Source organism: Synechococcus sp. CCAP 1479/9, from assembly GCF_019038535.1.
Taxonomy (GTDB): Bacteria; Cyanobacteriota; Cyanobacteriia; order PCC-6307; family Cyanobiaceae; genus Cyanobium.
On record NZ_JAFKRK010000016.1, the window covers coordinates 147,135 to 167,536 of the forward strand.

Consider the following 20,402-nt stretch of genomic DNA (forward strand, 5'->3'; position numbering starts at 1 on the left):
GCCGGCCGCCGGGCCTACACCCGCGCCGCCAGGCCGGTGGGCTCGAGCATCAGCTTGCTGTTGCGCACCTCCTCGTCCATCTCGATCGGGTACTGGCCGTCGAAGCAGGCGGTGCAGAAATGGCTGGAGTTGGCCTGGGCCGCCTCCACCATGCCGCCCTTGGTGAGGTAGGCGAGCGAATCCACGCCCAGGTGCCGCTCGATCTCCTCCAGCGTCAGCCGGGCGGCGATCAGGTGGTCCTGGGTGTCGGTGTCGATGCCGTAGAAGCAGGGGTGGGTGACGGGCGGCGAGCTGATCCGCATATGCACCTCGGTGGCGCCCGCATCCCGCAAGGCCGCCACCAGCTTGCGGCTGGTGGTGCCGCGCACGATCGAGTCGTCGATCACCACCACCCGCTTGCCGGCGAGCACATCGGGCAGGGGGTTGAGCTTCACCCGGATGCCCGCCTCCCGCATCGCCTGGGTGGGCTGGATGAAGGTGCGGCCCACGTAGCGGTTCTTGATCAGGCCGTCGGCGAAGGGGATGCCGCTCACGTGCGAATAACCGATCGCCGCCGGGATCCCCGAATCGGGCACGCCGATGACGATGTCGGCCTCGACGGGCGTTTCCCGGGCCAGCACCTCGCCGATCCGCACCCGGTAGCTGTAAAGCGACTCGCCGAAGAAGCGGCTGTCGGGCCGGGCGAAGTAGATCATCTCGAAGACGCACAGCTTGCTGGGCTCCTCGCACCAGCGCTGCCGCTCGGGGATCGGATCGGCCTGGCGGAAGTGGATCAGCTCGCCGGGCTGCACGTCATCCACAAAGCTGGCGCCGATGATGTCGAGGCCGCAGCTCTCACTGCTGGCCACCCACTGGCCCTGCTCCGGTTCCCCCAACAGGCCGAACACCAACGGCCGGATGCCGTGGCCGTCCCGCAGGGCGAACAGCCCATCGGGGGTGCCGATCACCAGGCTGAAGGCACCGCGGCAGCGGCCGGCGGCTTGGCGAATCGCCGCGTTCCAGCCCAGGCCGGAATCCACCGCCTCCTGCAGCGCGAAGGCGATCAGCTCCGAATCGGTGGTGGAGGTGAACTCCCCGGCCAGGTGCGCGAGCGAGTCCCGCAGCTCCGCCGCATTCACCAGGTTGCCGTTGTGGGCCAGGGCCAGGGGCCCCAGGCGCGTCATCAGCACCACGGGCTGGGCGTTGCAGACCTTGCTGCTGCCGGTGGTGGAATAGCGGTTGTGGCCGATCGCCAGCTGGCCGGGCATCCGCTCCAGCACCTCCTGGTCGAACACCTGGCTCACCAGGCCCATGTCCTTGTGCAGCCGCACCTTGACGTCGTCGAAGACGGCGATGCCGGCCGACTCCTGGCCCCGGTGCTGCAGGGCGTAGAGCCCGAAATAGGTGAGGTTGGCCACCGCCTGACCCGACGCCAGCACGGCGAAGACGCCGCAGGCCTCCTCCGGCTTGTCAGGGCGGTCAGGGTCGATCAGGGCAGCGTGCGCATCGCGGTGATCGGCGAAGGGCACGGCAGGCTCAGACCAAGGACCGACTTCATCTTGGCCCATTACCTGTCGGGTGGGGGGCCGGCCTTGCCCAGGCGGGCGGGGATCGCCTGCTCGTAGGTGTGGCGCAGCTGCTCCACCGCCAGCGCCAGCAGGGGCTCGCCGCCCCGCGTCAGCACCAGGCGGGAATCCGCCGTGACCGTGCCCAGGCGCTCGGCCGGCACGGCGTCACCGGCCTCGGCCAGGAACGCCCGCCAAGCCGCCTCCTGCTCCGGCGCCACGCTCACCAGCACCCGGGCGCCGCCCTCGGCGAACAGCAGCCGGTCGGGGCGCCCCCCGCCGGCGGGCAGATCCACCGCAGCCCCGAGGCCGGAGGCGATGCAGGCCTCCGCCAGCGCCACCGCCAGGCCGCCGTCGGACAGGTCGTGGGCGGAGCGCACCAGGCCGGCGGCGATGGCCTGGCGCAGGAACCCCTGCACCTGGCCCTCCAGGGCCAGATCCGTCAGGGGCGGGCGGCCCGTGAGCCGGCCGTGCACCACCTCCAGGTAGCTGCTGGCCCCCAGTCCCAGGCGTTCGTCGCCGCTTTCCTGCAGCGGCACCCCCAGCAACCAGACGCCATCACCGGCCTGGCCCCAGGCCAGCCCCGTCACGTGGGCCAGGTCGTGGACCAGCCCCACCATGCCCACCACGGGGGTGGGGTGGATCGGCTGCATCCGCCCATCGGGCAGGCGGGTCTCGTTGTACAGGGAGACGTTGCCGCCGGTGACCGGCGTGGCCAGGGCGCTGCAGGCCGCCGAGAGGCCCCGGCAGGCCATCGCCAGCTGCCAGTAGCCGGTGGCGGTGTCGGGGGAGGGGAAGTTGAGGTTGTCGGTGACCGCCAGGGGCTCGGCGCCGCTGCAGGAGAGGTTGCGGGCCGCCTCCGCCACCGCCGCCATGGCGCCGCGCTCCGGATCGAGGGCCACCCAGCGGTTGGGGCAGTCGACCGTCGCCGCCACCCCGCGGGTCGCCGGCGCCATCGCCCCTTCCCCCTGCTGGGGCCGCAGCCGGACCACCGCCGCATCGGCGCCGCCGGGCAGCACCACGGTGTTGGCCTGCACCTGGTGGTCGTACTGGCGGTAGACCCAGCGCTTGCTGGCGATGGTGGGGTCATCGAGCAGGCGCAGCAGGGCATCACCCCAGCCCAGCGTTCCATCGGCCATCTGCAGGCCGCCGGCATTCGAAGCCGGCGGCAGCTCGGCTTCGCTCCAGGTCCAGTGGGCCTGGATCTCGGCCGGGGGTTCGGCCAGCAGCTCGTGGTGGTTGATCGGCGTGTCGTCCGCCAGGGCGCTGGCGGGCACCTCGGCCGCCACCGCGCCGTGCTGCAGCACCCGCACCACGTTCTCCTCCAGCACCCGGCCCACCACCGCCGCCTGCAGGCCCCAGCGGCGGAAACGCTCCATCAGGGGCTCCTCCCGGCCCGCCGCCACCACGAACAGCATCCGCTCCTGGGACTCGCTCAGCAGGAATTCGTAGGCCGTCATGCCCGACTCCCGGGCCGGAACCCGGTCCAGATCCAGCTCGATGCCCAGGCCCCCCTTGGCGGCCATCTCCGAGCAGCTGCAGGTGAGGCCGGCGGCTCCCATGTCCTGGGCCGCCACCACATCGCCGCTCTGGAAGGCCTCCAGGCAGGCCTCGATCAGCCCCTTCTCCAGGAACGGGTCGCCCACCTGCACGGCGGGCCGGTCATCGAGGGAGGCTTCGGTGAGTTCAGCGCTGGCGAAGCTGGCGCCGCCCATGCCGTCACGGCCGGTGGTGCTGCCCACGTACACGACCGGATTGCCCACGCCCACCGCCCCGGAGCAGACGATGTCGTCGGTCTCCATCAGGCCCAGGGCCATGGCGTTCACCAGGGGGTTGCCGCCGTAGCTGGGGTCGAAGGCCACCTCGCCGCCCACGGTCGGCACGCCGACGCAGTTGCCGTAGTGGGCGATGCCGGCCACCACCCCCTCCATCAGGCCCACGTTGCGCTCGTCCTCCAGGGGCCCGAAGCGCAGGGCGTTGAGCAGGGCGATCGGGCGCGCCCCCATGGTGAAGATGTCCCGCAGGATCCCCCCCACCCCGGTGGCCGCCCCCTGGAAGGGCTCCACCGCCGAGGGGTGGTTGTGGCTCTCGATCTTGAAGGCCAGCCGCTGGCCCTCGCCCAGGTCCACCACCCCGGCGTTCTCGCCCGGCCCCACCAGGATGCGGGGGCCGGTGGTGGGGAACTGGCCGAGCAGGGGGCGGGAATTGCGGTAGCAGCAGTGCTCCGACCACATCACCCCGAACATGCCCAGTTCGGCCCGGTTGGGGGCGCGCCCCAGGCGGCGCACGATCTCGTCGTAGTCGCCCTGGCTCAGGCCCTCCTTGCGCAGGGCCTCGGGCACCGAGAAGGACGGGGTCGAGGCAGAAACCACCGGGGGGCACGGCAACGGCCCTCCAGTATCAGATCCAGGGGTCGTCGTCCCCGTGGGGCTCCCGGCCCCGGTAGCGATCGCGGCGCGGTGGCGGCTCCTCTGGGGGCGCCTGGCGGGGCTCCCGGAAGTCCCGGGGCTCCTCCAGCGGCTCCTCCTCCTCCTCTGGCCAGTCCTCGAGCGGGTCGGGCTCGTCCGGCTCGGCGGCGTAGCGCTCCTCTGGATAGGGGTCGCCTCCATCGCGGTCGTCGTCGTAGGGGTCGCGGCGCTCCCGGGCGGGGTCCCGGTCCCGGTCGGGCCAGGGCATCTCCTCGCGGAAGGCCTCCGGCCAGGGGGGCTCCTCCAGCCAGCCCTCCAGCCGCTCCTCGACGCGGCCGCCCACCTCCTGCACCTGCTCCTTCCAGCGCCGCGAGCGGCGCAGCAGCTGCTGGCGCACGCTGGCGCGGGCCACCGGCAGGTCATCGAGGCCCCGCAGGGCGGTGAACACCCGGCCGGGCTGCTGGTCGACGATGCGGTCGGGGCTGAGGCGCCAGCGGCTGGTGCCCGGCAGCCGCGGATCGCTGCGGGCCACAAGGTAGTGGAGGATGCGGCCGCTGCGCAGTTCCACGGCGGCGTCGGCCACCAGGCCCAGGGGCACGTCATCGGCGCCGGTGAGGGCCGCATCGATCAGGGTCGGCAGCCGTTCCAGGGTGGCCGCATCCGTCTCGGCCGGCTCCCCCTTCACGAACACCTCCTGCTCCCCCAGCCCCCGCAGCTGGTCCAGCCGCCACACCAGCCGCTTCTGGGCGAAGGCCGAAGGCCGGCTGGCCCAGCCCAGCAGCCGGTGCACCGGCGGGTGCATCCAGGCCAGCACGCCAGCGCCGCGCTCCAGGCCCTGATCGCACCGCACCTGCCGCCGCAGCAGATCGCTCAGCAGCAGCTGGTCGGGAAGACCCACGGGCTCAGCTGGTGCGGATCTGGACGGGCATCACCAGGTAGGTGAACGCCTCATCGGCCCCCACCGGCGCCAGCACGGCCGGGGTGGTGGCGGCGTTGCACTGCAGCACCACCTGGTCGGAGCCCATGGCCTTGAGGCCATCGAGCAGGTAGCGGACGTTGAAGGCGATCTCGATCGCCTCCCCCTCGATCGTGGCCGCCAGCGATTCCGAGCCGCTGCCCACGTCCTGGGCGTCGGCCCGGATCGTCGCCGTGCCGGCGGCCGGGTCGGCGCTGATCTTGACCACGTTGTTGTGCTGGTCGGCCAGCACCGCCATCCGCTCGAGGGCGGCGATGAAGGCGCGGCGGTCGAGCACCATGCGGCGCTGGAACGACGGTGGGATCAGCTGGCGGTAGTTGGGGTAGGTGCCATCGAGGCTGCGGCTGGTGAGCACCTGGTCGGCGGAAAGCACCACCACCTGGCCCCGCTCGCAGAACAGGCTCAGGGGCTCCTGGGAGCCGCGGCCCGAGAGGATCCGCTCCAGCTCCCGCAGGGAACGGGCCGGCACCGTGACGGCGAAGTCCTCGCCATCGGCGGCCGGCGGCTCGCCGCCGGAGGCCTCCACGGCGTGGGAGAGGCGCTGGACCGCCAGGCGGTGGCCGTCGGTGGCGGCGCACTCCAGGCCCTCGCCGTCCAGACGCAGGTGGACACCCGTCAGCAGCTGCTTGTTCTCATCGGGGCTGCTGGCGAACAGGGTGGCCCGCAGGCCCTTCACCAGGGCCTCGGCGTGGAAGCGGATCGGCGTGCCGCTCTGGGCCAGGGGCAGGTCCGGGTAGTCGTCGGCGGGCATGCCCCGCATCTTGTAGCTGCCGGAGAGGTTGGTCAGCTCCAGCTGCTCTTCGCCCTCCGGGCAGCTGAGGCTGATGGGGCTGTCGGTGGCCAGGCGGGCCACGATCTCGCCGAACATCTTCGCCGGCAGGGTGATGGCACCGCTGGTCTCGACGGCGGCGGGCAGGCTCGTCTGGATGCCGAGGCTGAGGTCGAAGCCGGTGAGGCTGAGGCGGCCGGTGCCCGCATCGGCGGTGAGCAGCACGTTGGCCAGCACCGGATGGGTGGGGCGGGTCGCCACCGCCCGGCTGACCAGCTGGAGGCTGGCGCTGAGTTCAGCCTGGGAGCAGACCAGCTTCATGGCGGGGGCCGGCGAGGGCGGCACGGCGTTCGTGAGGCCCCACGGTTTCACAGGGCGGGCCAAAGCGCAACGGGTGGCTCCCCGACTGTTCAGAGGATCAATCAAGGATTGGGAAGAAGAAAAACAGCCCGTCGCAGTAGGGGCGGGGGAAAACGGGTAAAGCGCTCCACTCTCCTTTCCACCACTGGGTTTTCTGGACTCGACAGCTGGGGAATCGGCGCCGCAACGGGGCCGTTTTCAGGGGTTTTCCACCGATTCCCGGGCCTGGGGAATCCGGGGGCCACCCACGGGGGGTTTCCCTCCCCCGGCTCTCCCGGGGTGCGGTGGGGAATGTCCCAGGATTTCCCCAGACGGTTGGGCCTCTGTCAGCTACTGAGGAGCACTCAGCAGCAGCCGATCAGAAGCCCATCACCTTGGCGACGGTCTCGGTTTCGGGGGCGATGCCGGTGTGGAAGGTGGCGTCGTTGTTCTCGATCGCCGTCGTCGGGTCCTTGAGGCCGTTGCCGGTGAGCACGCACACCACCGTGGCGCCGGCCGGCACCTCCTCCCGTCGCTTGATCAGGCCCGCCACCGAGGCGGCGCTGGCCGGCTCGCAGAACACCCCTTCCCCCTGGCCCAGCAGCTTGTAGGCCTCGATGATCTCGGCATCCGTGACCGCCATGAAGTCACCGTTGCTCTCGGTTCGGGCCTTGAGGGCGTTCTCCTTGTTCACCGGATTGCCGATGCGGATCGCCGTGGCGATCGTGTCGGGCTGCTCCACCGTGTGCCCCAGCACCATCGGGGCGGCACCGGCGGCCTGGAAGCCCATCATCCGCGGCAGGAGCGTGCTGTGGCCCGCCTGGCGGTACTCCTTGAAGCCCATCCAGTAGGCGCTGATGTTGCCGGCGTTGCCTACCGGGATGCAGAGCCAGTCGGGGGCTTCGCCGAGGGCGTCGACCACCTCGAAGGCGGCCGTCTTCTGCCCCTGCAGCCGGTAGGGGTTGAGGGAGTTGACCAGGGTGACCGGGTAGCGGTCGGCCACGTCACGCACGATCGCCAGGGCCCGGTCGAAGTTGCCCTGCACCGCCAGCACCTCGGCGCCGTAGAGCAGGGCCTGGGCCAGCTTCCCCTGGGCCACGTAGCCGTCGGGGATCAGCACGAAGGCCCGCATCCCGCCCCGGCGCGCGTAGGCCGCCGCCGCCGCCGAGGTGTTGCCGGTGCTGGCGCAGATCACCGCCTCCGAGCCCGCCTCCTTGGCCTTGCTGATGGCCATCGTCATGCCCCGGTCCTTGAAGGAGCCGGTGGGGTTGAGGCCGTCGTACTTGAGGAACACCTTGACGCCGCGGCCCACCCTTTCGGCGATCACCGGTGCCGGAATCAGGGGGGTGGCCCCCTCCCGCAGGGTCACCACCGGCGTCGCGTCACTGACGGGCAGCCAGCTGCGGTAGGCCTCGATCAGCCCCGGCCAGTCCTGCATGGTGGGCTGCCGGCCCATACGTCGCAGGGCTCGAAGCAGGGGCACGGGGGACAGCGGCGAGGCTGACGTCAATGTACGACTCCGGTCTGGGGCGTCAGGGGGCGGGGGCGGCCGGCGCCGGCGTGGCGGCTGACGGCGCCGCCTGGGGCTCGTTGCCCCGCAGACCGTCCAGGGGGGACTCGGAGAAGAAGCGCACCAGCTCGCTGATCGAGGAGGCCTTCGAGGCCAGCCCCATCAGGGCCGGGATGCTCACCTCCAGCTCCCGGGTCGGGTAGGCCCGCAGGAAGGTGATGGCCGACAGCGACCCCTTGCCCTCGTAGGTGCCCAGCACCATGGCGGCCCGCAGGGCGGGCACGCCGGCTTCCGGGGCCCGCAGGGGGAACAGGATCCGGGCCAGGCGAGCCAGGATCGCCTCACCGATGCGGGTGTTGAGCAGGCGGCTCATCAGCACGATCGGCAGCTTCACCGATTCGTTCAGCAGCTTGCTGACCTGCTTGGGGTCCTGGCGGCCCAGCCGCAGCACGTCGGCCAGCAGGCCCCTGGCCTCACCGGTGGTGGCCAGGTGCTCCAGGTCGGCCACCGGAATCGAGCGCCGGAAGGCCCCGCTGGTGAACACCAGGTTCTCGGTGGCCATGGCCGCAGGAGTCGAGCAGCACAGCCCCAGACCCAGGACAGCGGCCACGAGCCTTCGCCGCTTGTTCACGCTTGTCTCCCTATGGGTGCGATCGACTCTACGGATCTCAGGCACCGCTGACACCGGCGGCCTGACGCACCGCCGGCGTCACCAGCACATCGCGCAGCAGGTGCACCACGCCCCGTTCCGCCAGACCTTTCGCCACCTGCAGCCCCATGCGGCGCAGATCCGGCTCCCCCAGCACCCGCGGCAGGCGCTTCAGCAGCAGCGACGGCTCGAAGCCGGGCAGGTCGCGCAGGATCGCCAGCAGCTCCTGGATCGGCTCCAGGTCCAGCAGCGGTGGGGTCGCGGCGCTGGGGGGCAGGGCCCGCAGCCCCGGCGGCAGCAGGCGGGTGGGCAGCCGCCTGCCGAGGCGCAGGGTGGTGTTCCAGGCCAGGGCATCCATCTGCTGCACCAGCGCATCGACGAGCTGCTGGCGCAGCAGGCCGCCGTTGGGGGAGAAAAGGAAATCCAGCACCTGGTCGAGCAGGCCGTCGAGGTCCAGCTGGTCCTGGAGGGAGGCGCTGGCCACCAGGCTCTCCAGCCGCTGCCAGCGGAACTCGTCGCCGTCGTAGAGCATCTCCCGCAGGCTGCGGCGCAGCTCCGGATCGGGATCCTCCATCAGCCGGCGGGCGAAGTAGGGGTAGGCGGCACCGAGGATCTTGAAGTCCGGGTCCACACTCAGGGCGATGCCTTCGAGGGTCACCAGGGAGCGGATGATCAGGGCGTAGTACGGCGGCACCTGGAAGGGGAAGCGGTACATCACCCCGGAGAGGTCGTCGGTGACCGCCTTGAAGTCCATGCGGCTCACCCCCATCTCCAGGGCCTGGCCGAACACCGTTTCGAAGGCCGGCACGATCGGCTCCAGGTCCACCGCCTCGCCCAGGAAGCCCAGCTGCACGAAGTCCTTCGAGAGCGCCCCGAAGTTGCGGTTCACCAGGTGCACCACGGCCTGGATCAGCCCGGTGCGCGCCTCCCGCGACACCTCGCTCATCATGCCGAAATCCAGGTAGGCCAGGCGTCCGTCGGGCAGGGCCAGCAGGTTGCCGGGGTGGGGATCGGCGTGGAAGAAGCCGTGCTCCAGCAGCTGCTGCAGGCTGCAGTTCACCCCCACCTCCACCATCTGGTCGGGGTCCACCCCCAGGGCGCGCACGGCCTCGAGGTTGGTGAGCTTGACGCCGTCGATCCACTCCATCGTCAGCACCCGGCGGCTGGTGGCCTGGCGGTAGATGGCGGGGACGGCGATGCGGGGGTTGTGGCTGTGGAGGCGGGCGAAGGTCTCGGCGTTGGTGGCCTCGTTGATGTAGTCCATCTCCTCGAAGACCCGCTTGCCGAGTTCATCGATCAGACCGACCAGATCACTCTTGATCAGGCCCACGTTCTTGTTCAGCCAGCCGGCGATGTTGCGGACGATGTAGAGGTCGAGGGTGATCTGCTCCCGCAGGCCCGGCCGCTGCACCTTCACCGCCACCCGTTCGCCGCTCATCAGCACACCCCGGTGCACCTGGCCGAGGGAGGCGGCGGAGATCGGCTCCTTCTCCAGGGAGGCGAAGATCGTCTCCACCGGAGCGCCGAGGTCCTCCTCGATGCAGGCCATGGCCAGGGCGCTGTCGAAGCCCGGCAGCTGGTCCTGCAGCTGGGCCAGCTCCTCGAGCAGGATCGGCGGAATGATGTCGGGCCGGGTGGAGAGGGCCTGGCCCGCCTTGATGAAGGCGGGGCCGAGGGCCACCAGCAGTTCGGCGCACTCCCGGGCCCGTTCCCGCGCCCGGGCGGGGTTGGCCAGCTGGCCGGTGAACCAGTCGAAGCCCACCCCCAGCAGATAAAGGCTGATCGGCACCAGGGTCTGCCAGACCCTCCGGGCCAGGCGCATCGGGTGGCCGGCGTAGATGCGGGTGATGGCGGCCGGGTCGTAGCTCAGCAGGCCCGCCGCCTCCAGGAAGTCCCCCATCTCGACGCCCATCTCGACGGTGGCGCCCGGGCGCTCGGGGGTCGCGGCGGGGGCGGGGGGTGAGGAAACCATGGCTGGGAGGTACCGCCGCGGCGCCGGCAGGCGAAACCCCCTTCTAAACGAAAGTCACAGCCGCTACGGTCGGGCCACGTACCGATCGCTCGCCGGAGGCCTGGGTGCTCACGGGTCTGCGCCTCGAGAACATCGCCCTGATCGAGCGCCTGGAGCTGGTGTTCTCGGCCGGGTTCACGGTGCTCACCGGCGAGACCGGCGCCGGCAAGTCGATCCTCCTGGATGCCCTCGATGCCCTGCTGGGCGGTGCCCAGGGCAGCCAGGGGGCCCGCCTGCTGCGCCGCGGCGCCGAGCGGGGCCGCATCGAGGCCAGCTTCAGCCTGGCTCCCCCCGTGCGCGACTGGCTGGAGCGCCAGGAGCTCGACACCGAGGACGACGAACTGCTGCTCAGCCGCGACTGGCGCCTCCAGGACGACCGGCTCACCAGCCGCCACCGCCTCAACGGGGTGGTGGTGAGCCGCAGCCAGGTGCTGGAGCTGCGCCCCCTGCTGCTCGATCTCACCGTCCAGGGCCAGACCCAGCAACTGGGCCGCCCCGGCCAGCAGCGCCGCTGGCTGGATCGCTTCGCCGGCGAGGACCTGGCTGCGTTTCTGGAGGCCACCCGCGCCGCCTGGCAGGGCTGGAAGGCAGAGGCCGATGCCCTGGCGCGGGCCCGCGCCGACCGGGACCGCTTCGCCCGGGATCGGGAGCGGCAGGAGGAGCTGCTGGCGGAGCTGGAGGCCGCGGCGCTGGAGGATCCCGCCGAGCGCCAGCGACTCCAGGGCGAACAGGACCGGCTGGCCCATGCGGTGCGCCTCCAGGAGGGGGTGATGGCCCTGATCGGCCGACTGGTGGAGGGGGCCGAGGCCGCCCCATCCGTGCTCGATCACCTGGCGGCCTGCGACCAGGAGCTGCAGACCATGGCCGGCCTCGACGCCGATGTGGTGGCCCTGCACGGGGCCTGCGCCGACGCCCTGGCCGGGCTGCAGGATCTGGCCCGCGACCTCGACCGCTACGGCTCCCTGCTGGAGAGCGACCCCGACAGCCTGGCCCTCCTGCAGGAGCGCATGGCCCAGCTCAAGGCCCTGGAGCGCCGCCATGGCCAGTCCCTGCCCGAACTGATCGCCCGACGCGACGAGCTGCGCGAGCAGCTGGCCGGCGCCGATGCCGAGGCTGCCCTGGCGGGCCTGGAGGCTGCCGAAGCCGCCGCCCGCCAGCGGCGCGACCGGGCCAATGCCGTGCTCACCAAGGGCCGCACCGCCGCCGCCCGCCGCCTTGAGGAGCAGCTGATGGCGGCCCTGCGGCCCATGGGCCTGGCCAACGTGCGCTTCGCCGTCGACCTGGCTGCCGCCGAACCCGGCGAGGAGGGGGCCGACGCGGTGCAGTTCCTGTTCTCCGCCAACCCGGGCCAGCCGCCGGCGCCCCTGGTGGAGGTGGCCTCCGGCGGCGAGATGAGCCGCTTCCTGCTGGCGCTGAAAACCTGCCTGGCCGCGGCCGACCCCCACGTCACCCTGCTGTTCGATGAGATCGATGCGGGGGTGAGCGGCCGCGTCAGCGGCGCCATGGCCCAGCTGCTGCGGCGTCTCGCCGAGCGGCGCCAGGTGTTCTGCATCACCCACCAGCCCCTGGTGGCGGCGGCGGCCCAGCACCACTTCCGGGTCAGCAAGAGCGTCGAGGCGGGCCTCACCCACACGCGGGTGTCCCACCTGCGGGACACTCGCGAGCGCCAGGCGGAGCTGGCGGAACTGGCCGGCGGCGATTCCGGCGAGGCCCACAGCTATGCCGCCAGCCTGCTGGGATCAGGCGCGGCCCCGGACCCGGGAGCGGCCGAGCAGGCCCGCCGCCAGCAGGGCCCCCGCCGTGGTGAGCAGCAGGGTGAGGATCTGGTCGGGCGTCAGGGGCGCCAGCTGCAGGACCCGCTGGAGGGCGGGGAACGCCAGCAGCAGCAGCCACAGGCCCAGGCCGATGCCGGCACCGGCGGCGGTGATGCGGCTGTGGGGATCCCCGTTCAGCCACACCAGCCCGCCACCGGCCAGCAGGAGCAGCGAGAACACCAGGCTGCGGCGTGATTCGGTGTCCGTGTCGGGCCAGAAGGCCAGCACCAGGGCCGCCACCATCACCACGGCCCCCTGGGTGAGGGAGTGGCGCCAGGTGTCGGGGCCGAACAGGGGGGCCTCCGGTGGCCGCGGCGGCTGTCGCATCAGGCCCGGCGTGGCCGGCAGCGCCTCGAACACCACCGTGCAGGCTGGATCGATCACCAGGTGCAGCAGGGCGATGTGCACCGGCAGCAGGATCAGGGCCTGGCCCGGCAGCAGCAGCGGCACCAGGCCGAGGGCGGCGATCGGCAGGTGGATCGCCAGGGTGTAGCCCAGCGCCCGGTGCAGGTTGGCATCGACGCGCCGACCCAGTTCCAGGGCCAGGACCAGATCGCTGAAGGTGTCCCTGAGCAGCACCAGATCGGCGGACTCCCGCGCCACGGCGGTGCCCCTCTTGCCCATTGCCACGCCGATGTCGGCGGCCTTGAGGGCCGGGGCGTCGTTGACCCCGTCGCCGGTCATGGCCACCACCTCACCGGCGTCCTGCAGGGCGCGCACCAGCTGCAGCTTCTGCTGGGGCATCACCCGGGCGAACACCGACACCGCGCCGATCCCGGCCGCCAGCGCCTGCGGGGTGAGGGCCTCCAGCTCGGGGCCGGTGAGCACCGGTCCAGGCGGCAGACCCGCCTGGTCGGCGATCGAGCGGGCCGTCACCGGGCTGTCGCCCGTGATCATCACCACCCGGACCCCTGCGCCCCTGGCCGTGGCGATCGCCGCCGGCACCTCCGCCCGCAGCGGGTCCGCCAGGGCCAGGAAGCCCACCGGTTCGAACGGGTAGTCGTGGGCGGCGGCGGCCGGCTCCGTGGCGGCGGGCGGACCGCCGTGCCGGGGGGCGCCATCGAGGCCGCGGGCCACCGCCAGCACCCGCAGCCCCTGGCGGGCCAGTCCATCGGCGGCGGCCAGCAGGCGGGTGGTGCCGTCGGCATCGAGATGACAGAGGTCGGCGATCGCCTCGGGGGCCCCCTTGGCGGCCAGCTGCAGGCCCCCGTCGTCGTCGCGCCAGAGACGGGAGAACACCAGCAGATCGCTTTGCAGCGGGTACTCCCGTTCCAGCGGCCAGTCGGGGTGCAGGTGCTCGGTGCCGTCGAGCTGGTCGGCGGCGAGGCGCTGGATCGCCCGTTCCATCGCATCCACCGGATCGCCCCGGCTGGCCAGCACCGCCAGCTCCACCAGCTGGTGAAAGGGTTCCTCCAGGCTGGCGCCGGCCTGCCAGACCTCCAGGTCCGGCCAGGTGAGCAGCTGCTGCACCCCCATGCGGTTCTCGGTGAGGGTGCCGGTCTTGTCGACGGCGAGCACGGTGGCGCTGCCCAGGCTCTCCACCGCCGCCGGCCAGCGGGCCAGCACCCCGACCCGGGCCAGGCGCAGGGCGCCGAGGGCCAGGAACAGGGCCAGCACCACGGGGATCTCGTTGGGCAGCACCGCCAGGGCCAGGGCCAGGGCCGCCAGCAGGGCCCGGGGCCAGTCCCCGCTCGACGCTCCCTGGATCACCGCCAGGGCGGCGCAGAGGGCCAGGGCCATCACGGTGAGGCGGGAGGTGAGCCGCCGGGTCTGGCGCTGCAGGCGCGTCAGCGGCGGCTGCACCGTGGCCAGGCTCTTGCCGAGCCGGCCCAGTTCCGTGGCCTCCGCCACCGCCACCACCGTCGCCCAGCCCCGTCCGCCCGCCACCAGCGACCCCGCCAGCACCCGCTCCCCCGGTTCGGTGCGGGCCACCGGCAAGGACTCCCCCGTCAGCAGGGACTCATCCAGCCACAGCCCCACCGCCTCGGTGAGCGCCGCATCGGCGGCCACCCGATCCCCCTCCTCCAGGCGCAGCTGGTCCCCCAGGCGCACCTGGTCGGTCGCGAGCTCCAGCTCCTGACCATCACGACGCACATGGGCCCGGGGCGCCGACAGGCGCGCCAGTTCCGCCAGGGCGTGGCTGCTGCGTTGCTGCTGGACGGCATCGAGCAGGCCGATGCCCAGCACGAACCCCAGCAGGATCGCCCCATCGACCCATTCCCCCATCAGGCCGTAGAGGAGGCCGCAGGCCAGCAGCAGCAGCGTGGTGGGCTCGAGCCAGTTCATCGGGATCCGTCATCGACACCACTCCCCAACCTGGGCAGGGCGCCGCGGCCGAAGCGGCGATGACACCAACCTCAATGCCGGCCCAAGGCCCGCTCCCTGCCGACGCCGGTCACGCTCAGTGGTGGAACCCCGAAGCGGTCGCCTCACTGAGGGCGGTGTCGCCGCCATGGCCGGCGAAGAAGTCGAGCGACTGGCGGATGTTCTCCAGCAGCAGATCGGCCAGATCCCGGCTGACGCCATGGCGCACCAGGATCCGTTGCACGGTGATCCCTTCGCAGTGGGCCGGCAGGCTGTAGGCCGGCACCTGCCAGCCGCGCACCCGCAGGCGGTCGGCGAGGGCGTAGAGGTTGAAGTTCACCTCACTTCCCTCCCGGATCCTCCAGGTGAGGGCGGGAATGCCCGCCTGTTCCTCGCCGCCGAACAGGATCTCGAACGGTCCCAGCTTGGCGATCTCCCGGGCCAGGTACTGGGCGGTGGCGTAACAGGCGGCGTGCACCTTGCGGTAGCCCTCCCGGCCCAGGCGCAGAAAGTTGTAGTACTGACAGACCACCTGGCCCCCCGGCCTGGAGAAGTTGAGGGTGAGATCGCGCATGTTGCCGCCCAGGTAGTTCACCCAGAACACCATCTCCTCGGGCAGGTCAGTGGTCTGCCGCCACAGCACCCAGCCCACCCCCAGGGGCGCCAGACCGAACTTGTGGCCGGAGGCATTGATCGAGCGCACCCGCGGCAGGCGGAAGTCCCAGACCAGGTCGGGGGCGCAGAAGGGCGCCAGGAAGCCGCCGCTGGCGGCATCCACGTGGATGGGGATGTCGAGGCCCGTGCGGGCCTGCAGGTCATCGAGGGCGGCCGCCAGCGCCTCCACCGGTTCGTACTGGCCGGTGAAGGTGACCCCCAGGGTGGGCACCACGCCGATGGTGTTCTCGTCGCAGAGGCTCAGGGCCGCCTCGGGGCTGAGCATCAGCTGGTGGGGCTGCATCGGGATCTCGCGGTGCTCGATGTCCCAGTAGCGGCAGAACTTGTGCCAGCAGATCTGCACCGGCCCGGTCACCAGGTTGGGTCTGTCGCTGGGTTGCCCCTGCCGCGTCCGCTCGGCTTCCCAGCGGCGCTTCATCGCCAGACCGCCGAGCATGGCGGCCTCGCTGGAGCCGGTGGTGGAGCAGCCGATGGCGTGATCGACGGCGGGGGCGTGCCAGAGATCGGCCACCATGCGGGCGCAGCGGGCTTCGATCTCGGCGGTCTGGGGATATTCGTCCTTGTCCTCGATGTTCTTGTCGATGCACAGATCCATCAGGGCATGGACTTCGTCCTCTACCCAGGTCTGACAGAAGGTGGCCAGGTTCTGGCGGGAATTGCCATCCAGCATCAGCTCGTCGCGGATCGCGGCGAACACGGCGCGGGGGTTGTGCTCCCTGCTGGGGAAATGGCTCTTCGGCAGCGTGACCGAGAGATCGGAGGAGGAATAGATGTCGTCCTCCAGGGAGTATCGGGCTGCCGCTCTGTCGTGGAGGGTCATCAATCGCACCGGCGCTCACCTGTCCGCTTCAGGCTAGGAGCGCACTGGGACGCTGCCGCCGCAATCGGCCCTCAGGGGGCGGGGGTGGGTGCGGGGGTGGGGGCGCCGCCCCCGGGAGCTCCCCCGAACCGCCACCGCAGCCCACCGCCATAGGAGATCTCGTTGCCATTGCTCCAGAAGGAGCCGCCCACATCGGCATACAGCGACAGGCTTTCTGACGCTTCGTACTCGACATTCAGGCCCACATCCAAGGCACTGGCGCCGCGGTTCTGACCCAGGAGGGTCAGCGAGCCAGGTTCCGGAACCTGGGCGAAGGAGGCCGTGAGCTGGTGCTCCTCGTCGGCATTCCCCATCACGTCGTACTCGTAGCCGATGCTGAGCCGTGGAATCAGCCGCGACTGATTCGAGAGCCTGATCGGCACTTCCAGGGTTCCTCCGAGGCCCAGCACGAGCGAATCCGCTGTGTGGCTGTTGACCGCCAGATTCAGGGAGTTGGCGCCGGTTTCGTTGATGGCGCCCTGGTTGTATTTCGCGTAGGACACGAGAGCCCGTGGCTTGAATCGGATGGCGTCCCGCTGGGGGGCCTGTGGGTTGTCACCGGTGGCTGGCCGGGCAGGGTTCAGCACCCAGTCGTATTCCGAGGTGAGCGCCAGGGTGAGGCCGTTGGCGGCCCATCGCGCCTGGGCCGTGCGATCAATCGTCCCGAATTGAATCGGACGATTGGATCGGTTCTGGAAACTGGTGTAGCCAGCCAGGGCGGCAATCTTCCAGGCCGGGCCAGGCGTGTAGAGGCCGTATAAGGCACCCGAATAGGTGTCCGCATCGATGGTGACGTTGCTGAACTGGTAGTTGGAAAGCCCGTTGGTGCCGTAGCCGAAGACGCCACCCACCCGCCAGTCGCTGGACAGCCGATACTCCAGGCCATAGGTGGACTGGAAGATCTGATAATCCAGCGAGGCCAGGCCACCGGTGCCCCGCAGCGACGCCTGGGTGTTGGAGGCATCCAGCATCAGGGCCCAGCGGTGACCGCCCTGTCCGGTGCACGCGGGGGAGGGGGCGGCTGGCTGGGCGGCACCCGCGTCCGCGGGTGGCTGGGGCGGGCAGGTCCCGGCCCCGAAGGACACCTTCTGGGTGGAGAGGGCCAGGTCCAGGGCGTCCTGGCGGAAGCGCTCCAGGGTCTCCAGCCCGACCGACACCTGACTGGCGTAGGGCTCGGCGATCACCTGCTCGAAGGACCGATTGACGGCCGCCTGGCTGGGCAGGGCGTTCACAACGGCCAGGACCCCATTGAAGTCGGCGTTGCTGGTGGCTCCGATCACCGTCGGCTGACCCGCCGTGCCGGTGACGACCGATCCGGCCACCCCCTGACCCAGGTCGGTGGCGATGGGCTGCTGGGGCCCAGGGGAATTGGCCAGGACGCTGGAGGCGGCGCTGCTGACGTTCGGGTTCGACGAGGTCGGCACGGCCTGATAGTTCAGGATCAGCAGATCAACGGTTTGGCCCGAGCATCGGGAACTGGACCCCACGGTTTGCCAGTAGCAGCGGTCCCAGGCGCCGGCCACAAACAGCGGCCTGTATCCATAGGCGGCGCCGAGGGGCGTCTGCAGCAGTGTGACTGTGCTTTCGGCGGCCTGTTGCTGCCCCCACCAGGCCGTGTTCAGCAGGCGTGGATCGATGCCTCTGGACGAATCCGGTGCCGTGAACTGCTCGTAGTCGATCTGATACTGCACACCGTTGGAGCCGATCGAGACACTGGTATCCGCCATCGCCGGGACTGGGCTGCCGACCAGGGCACCGAGGCTCAAAAGGCGACCGATCATGGAGGCGGAAGGGCGCTTCCTTGCGTTGACCATGCCGGCGAATGCTGCTTCCGGGCACCCTATGCAAGGGGTCTTTCAGCAGCAAGAAGGTCAGGGATCTTGTTGACCATTTCCAGAGATGAATGGCTGGTCAATGTAAGAAAAACGCAAGTCCTGCACCGCGTCGATCACTGCGCGCCCCGTCGCGGTACAACGGACCCAGCCTCTCCAGCGCCCTGGCCGCCATGAAGCCACTGCAGCTGCTGGAGGCTCCCGGCCTGCACACGGTTCTGCGCAGCGACGACTTCGGCGCATGGGAGAGCCTCGTCGCCGGGACCCTCGGCCACCACCGCAGCCGGCTCCTGCCTGGTTCGCCCCCCTTCCAGACCCACATCCGCACGGCGGCCGTGGCGGAGTTCGAGGTGGTGCTCCTCCATGGCCGCGGCCGGGTGGAACTGCTGCGCGAGCAGGGCGGCCACGGGGTGCTCTGGTTACCGCTCCAGGGGCTGACCCAGGAAGTGATCAACGGTGTCGAGGTGGTGGCGGAGCCGGGCATGGGCCTGCTGTTCCGTCCCGGCGATGCCATGCGGGGCCTCACCAGTGACGCGATCACCGGACTCTCGATCGTGATTCCCGCGTCCTGTCTGGGGGGACCGGGGCCGCCCTCCCCCCTGCTCGACCAGGGGCTGGCCAGCCGCAGGCTGGTCACGGCCGGGCTGCAGCTGGCCCGTGCCGCCGCCTGGCAGCCCAATGGCTCGGGGCACGCCGCGGCGGACCTGGTGGAGGCGCTGCACCAGTGGTGCCACCCCCCTGAGGCCGGACGGCAGGGCGAACGCCTCTCCGCCGCCCGGCGCCGCCGGACCGTGGCCGAGGCCCGCCACTGGATGGAGCTGCACCTGGCGGATCGCTTCAGCATCGACGACCTGGTTCGGGCCATGGGCCTCTCCGCCCGGACCCTGCAGTACGGCTTCCAGGAGGAGCTGGGCCGCACGCCGATGGCGGAGGCCAGGCGGCTGCGCCTCTGCCGCCTGCGCCAGCTCCTGCTGGAGGCCGGCCAGGACCACCGCAGCATCGCCGAGCTGATGCAGGCCGCCGGGCTCCTGGCCTGCGGCGGCACCGCCGCCGACTACCGCCGCCGCTGGGGGGAATCCCCGCGCGGCACCCGTCGGCGCCGGACAATGGACCCCTGACGCCGGAAGCCGGCATGGGTTCGCCCCCCGCCACCAGCAGCACCAGCACCACCAGCACCACGGAGGCGGCCTTCGCCCGCTTCGATGCCCTCCCCCCGGTGGAGGTCGCCTTCATGCTCGGAGCCTGGACGGGGGAGAGCGTGCCCACCGGCCACCCGCTCGACGGCGCCCTGGAGGCCTTCCACTGGCATGGCAAGCGCTTCGACAGCGCCGAGGAGGTCCATCCGCTGGTGTTCCACACGCTCGGCGGCGGCCTCACCTGCCTGGAGCCGAGGGCCATGGGGCCGGGGCTGCGCCTGAGCGGGCGTGTGCCGATTCCCACCGCGCCGCTGGCCGGCCGCCTGTTCCAGCTGCTGCTGCCCCTGTTCAGCACCCGCCGCTCCGGGGCCCGGCTGCGGATGACCCGCTACCGCGGCGTGGAGAGCGCCACGATGCAGTACGACCACCTCCCCATCAACGATGTCTTCCGCAAGGTGGATGACGACACCGTGCTGGGGGTGATGGACCTCAAGGGCATGGAGACCCCCTTCTTCTTCCTGCTGCGCCGCGAAGGACCGGGTCCGTCACATTCCGTTACGATTTCTGCGGTGGAGGACGGCTCCGGCTGACGGCTCTCCCCCAAACGCTTTTCGCCTCCTGATCGCCATGCGCTGGACCGCCGCTGACATCCCTGACCAGTCCGGCCGCATCGCCCTGGTCACCGGGGCCAACAGTGGCCTGGGTCTGGAAACGGCCCGGGCCCTGGCGGCCCGCGGCGCCACCGTGCTGCTGGCCTGCCGTTCGGTGGCGAAGGCGGAGCAGGCCCGCGAGGAGCTGCTCACCGCCGCGACCTCCACCGGCGCCCTCGACGTGCTGCCCCTGGATCTGGCCGACCTGGCCAGCGTCACCGCCGCCGCGGCGACCGTCGCCGAGCGCTACGGCCGCCTCGATCTGCTGATCAACAACGCCGGCGTCATGGCGCCGCCGCGCCGCCTCACCCGCCAGGGTTTCGAGCTCCAGTTCGGCACCAACCATCTGGGCCACTTCGCCCTCAGCCTCGCCCTGCTGCCCCTGCTGCGTGACCGGCCCGGTGCCCGGGTGGTCACCGTCACCTCCGGGGCCCAGTACTTCGGCCGCATCGCCTTCGACGACCTCCAGGGCGAGCACCGCTACGACCGCTGGCGGGCCTACGGCCAGAGCAAGCTGGCCAATGTGATGTTCGCCCTCGAGCTGCAGCGGCGCCTCGCCGACCAGGGCAGCCCCGTTCTCTCCCTGGCCGCCCACCCCGGCATCGCCCGCACCAATCTCCAGCCCGCCTCGATCGCCGCCACCGGCTCCCGCCTCGAGCCCCTCGCCTACCGGCTGATGGATCCCCTGTTCCAGAGCGCCGCCATGGGGGCCCTGCCCCAGCTGTTCGCCGCCACCGCGCCCGAGGCCAAGCCCGGTGGCCACTACGGCCCCGACCAGTTCGGCGGCATGCGGGGCTGGCCCACGGAGGTGCGCATCGCCCCGGCCGCCCTCGATGCTGACCAGTGCCGGCGCCTCTGGGAGGTGAGCCTGGAGCTCTGCGCCGCCGCCGCCCCCCTGCCGGCCCTGGCCTGAGCCTGTCCCAGGG

Annotated in this window: 13 protein-coding genes and 1 pseudogene; 4 read left to right on the plus strand and 10 right to left on the minus strand. The window is 71.4% G+C overall.

The features are described from left to right. Positions 1 to 14: 14 nt before the first annotated feature. From purF to KUG38_RS05105, 7 genes are all read right to left on the minus strand, one after another. Positions 15 to 1,547: an amidophosphoribosyltransferase gene (gene purF / locus KUG38_RS05075; protein ID WP_286195642.1), complete on the minus strand. Its 1,533-nt coding sequence runs from the start codon at positions 1,545 to 1,547 to the stop codon at positions 15 to 17. Beyond that, positions 1,547 to 3,916: a phosphoribosylformylglycinamidine synthase subunit PurL gene (gene purL, locus KUG38_RS05080; protein WP_353617716.1), complete on the minus strand. Its 2,370-nt coding sequence runs from the start codon at positions 3,914 to 3,916 to the stop codon at positions 1,547 to 1,549. Before purL ends, purF begins: the two co-directional genes overlap by 1 nt. A gap of 28 nt (positions 3,917 to 3,944) precedes the next feature. Beyond that, complete coding sequence (locus tag KUG38_RS05085; protein WP_216919550.1) at positions 3,945 to 4,850, minus strand: RNA methyltransferase; 906 nt, start codon at positions 4,848 to 4,850, stop codon at positions 3,945 to 3,947. A 4-nt stretch (positions 4,851 to 4,854) separates the two neighbouring features. Then, a complete protein-coding gene (gene dnaN / locus KUG38_RS05090) occupies positions 4,855 to 6,018 on the minus strand; it encodes a DNA polymerase III subunit beta (RefSeq protein WP_216920179.1) in 1,164 nt (387 codons plus the stop codon). Between the two features lie 397 nt (positions 6,019 to 6,415). After that, complete coding sequence (thrC, locus tag KUG38_RS05095) at positions 6,416 to 7,474, minus strand: threonine synthase (protein ID WP_216920180.1); 1,059 nt, start codon at positions 7,472 to 7,474, stop codon at positions 6,416 to 6,418. Positions 7,475 to 7,568: 94 nt separating this feature from the next. After that, positions 7,569 to 8,177: an alpha/beta hydrolase gene (locus KUG38_RS05100; protein ID WP_216919552.1), complete on the minus strand. Its 609-nt coding sequence runs from the start codon at positions 8,175 to 8,177 to the stop codon at positions 7,569 to 7,571. 37 nt (positions 8,178 to 8,214) lie between these two features. After that, positions 8,215 to 10,107, minus strand: coding sequence for an ABC1 kinase family protein (locus tag KUG38_RS05105; RefSeq protein WP_216920182.1), 1,893 nt, complete (start codon positions 10,105 to 10,107; stop codon positions 8,215 to 8,217). 218 nt (positions 10,108 to 10,325) lie between these two features. Here KUG38_RS05105 and KUG38_RS05110 point away from each other — a divergent pair. After that, positions 10,326 to 11,882: pseudogene (locus tag KUG38_RS05110) on the plus strand (DNA repair protein RecN); the annotation flags it as partial. Between the two features lie 63 nt (positions 11,883 to 11,945). Here the strand turns inward: KUG38_RS05110 and KUG38_RS16895 are convergent. The 3 genes from KUG38_RS16895 to KUG38_RS05120 all read right to left on the minus strand — a co-directional run bounded on the left by KUG38_RS16895 (position 11,946) and on the right by KUG38_RS05120 (position 17,639). Continuing rightward, positions 11,946 to 14,306 carry a cation-translocating P-type ATPase gene (locus KUG38_RS16895; RefSeq protein WP_286195644.1) on the minus strand — a complete coding sequence of 787 codons (2,361 nt, stop codon included), beginning with the start codon at positions 14,304 to 14,306 and terminating at the stop codon, positions 11,946 to 11,948. A 115-nt stretch (positions 14,307 to 14,421) separates the two neighbouring features. Further along, positions 14,422 to 15,819 (minus strand): glutamate decarboxylase, encoded by a 1,398-nt coding sequence (gene gad, locus KUG38_RS05115; RefSeq protein ID WP_216919556.1) that lies wholly within the window; start codon positions 15,817 to 15,819, stop codon positions 14,422 to 14,424. A gap of 71 nt (positions 15,820 to 15,890) precedes the next feature. Continuing rightward, positions 15,891 to 17,639, minus strand: a complete 1,749-nt coding sequence (locus KUG38_RS05120; protein ID WP_216919558.1) for an autotransporter outer membrane beta-barrel domain-containing protein — start codon at positions 17,637 to 17,639, stop codon at positions 15,891 to 15,893. A gap of 224 nt (positions 17,640 to 17,863) precedes the next feature. Between KUG38_RS05120 and KUG38_RS05125 the strand changes: the two genes are divergently transcribed. Genes KUG38_RS05125 through KUG38_RS05135 form a run of 3 tightly spaced genes read left to right on the plus strand, consistent with a single transcriptional unit; the run spans position 17,864 to position 20,389 of the window. Beyond that, on the plus strand, positions 17,864 to 18,808 hold the full coding sequence (locus KUG38_RS05125) for a helix-turn-helix domain-containing protein (RefSeq protein ID WP_216919560.1): 945 nt from the start codon (positions 17,864 to 17,866) through the stop codon (positions 18,806 to 18,808). Positions 18,809 to 18,822: 14 nt separating this feature from the next. Continuing rightward, the gene (locus KUG38_RS05130) at positions 18,823 to 19,416 is read left to right on the plus strand and encodes a DUF4334 domain-containing protein (protein ID WP_216919562.1); all 594 of its coding nucleotides are present in this window, start codon (positions 18,823 to 18,825) and stop codon (positions 19,414 to 19,416) included. 37 nt (positions 19,417 to 19,453) lie between these two features. After that, positions 19,454 to 20,389, plus strand: a complete 936-nt coding sequence (locus tag KUG38_RS05135; protein WP_216919563.1) for an oxidoreductase — start codon at positions 19,454 to 19,456, stop codon at positions 20,387 to 20,389. Positions 20,390 to 20,402 lie beyond the last annotated feature (13 nt).

What these genes read in the sequence shown, in the direction of transcription:
- purF (WP_286195642.1), bottom strand. Translation starts at nt 1,547, where the DNA reads ATGGGCCAAGATGAAGTCGGTCCTTGGTCTGAGCCTGCCGTGCCCTTC.
- dnaN (WP_216920179.1), bottom strand. Translation starts at nt 6,018, where the DNA reads ATGAAGCTGGTCTGCTCCCAGGCTGAACTCAGCGCCAGCCTCCAGCTG.
- thrC (WP_216920180.1), bottom strand. Translation starts at nt 7,474, where the DNA reads ATGCAGGACTGGCCGGGGCTGATCGAGGCCTACCGCAGCTGGCTGCCC.
- KUG38_RS05105 (WP_216920182.1), bottom strand. Translation starts at nt 10,107, where the DNA reads ATGGGCGTCGAGATGGGGGACTTCCTGGAGGCGGCGGGCCTGCTGAGC.
- KUG38_RS16895 (WP_286195644.1), bottom strand. Translation starts at nt 14,306, where the DNA reads ATGAACTGGCTCGAGCCCACCACGCTGCTGCTGCTGGCCTGCGGCCTC.
- gad (WP_216919556.1), bottom strand. Translation starts at nt 15,819, where the DNA reads ATGACCCTCCACGACAGAGCGGCAGCCCGATACTCCCTGGAGGACGAC.
- KUG38_RS05120 (WP_216919558.1), bottom strand. Translation starts at nt 17,639, where the DNA reads ATGATCGGTCGCCTTTTGAGCCTCGGTGCCCTGGTCGGCAGCCCAGTC.
- KUG38_RS05125 (WP_216919560.1), top strand. Translation starts at nt 17,864, where the DNA reads ATGAAGCCACTGCAGCTGCTGGAGGCTCCCGGCCTGCACACGGTTCTG.
- KUG38_RS05130 (WP_216919562.1), top strand. Translation starts at nt 18,823, where the DNA reads ATGGGTTCGCCCCCCGCCACCAGCAGCACCAGCACCACCAGCACCACG.
- KUG38_RS05135 (WP_216919563.1), top strand. Translation starts at nt 19,454, where the DNA reads ATGCGCTGGACCGCCGCTGACATCCCTGACCAGTCCGGCCGCATCGCC.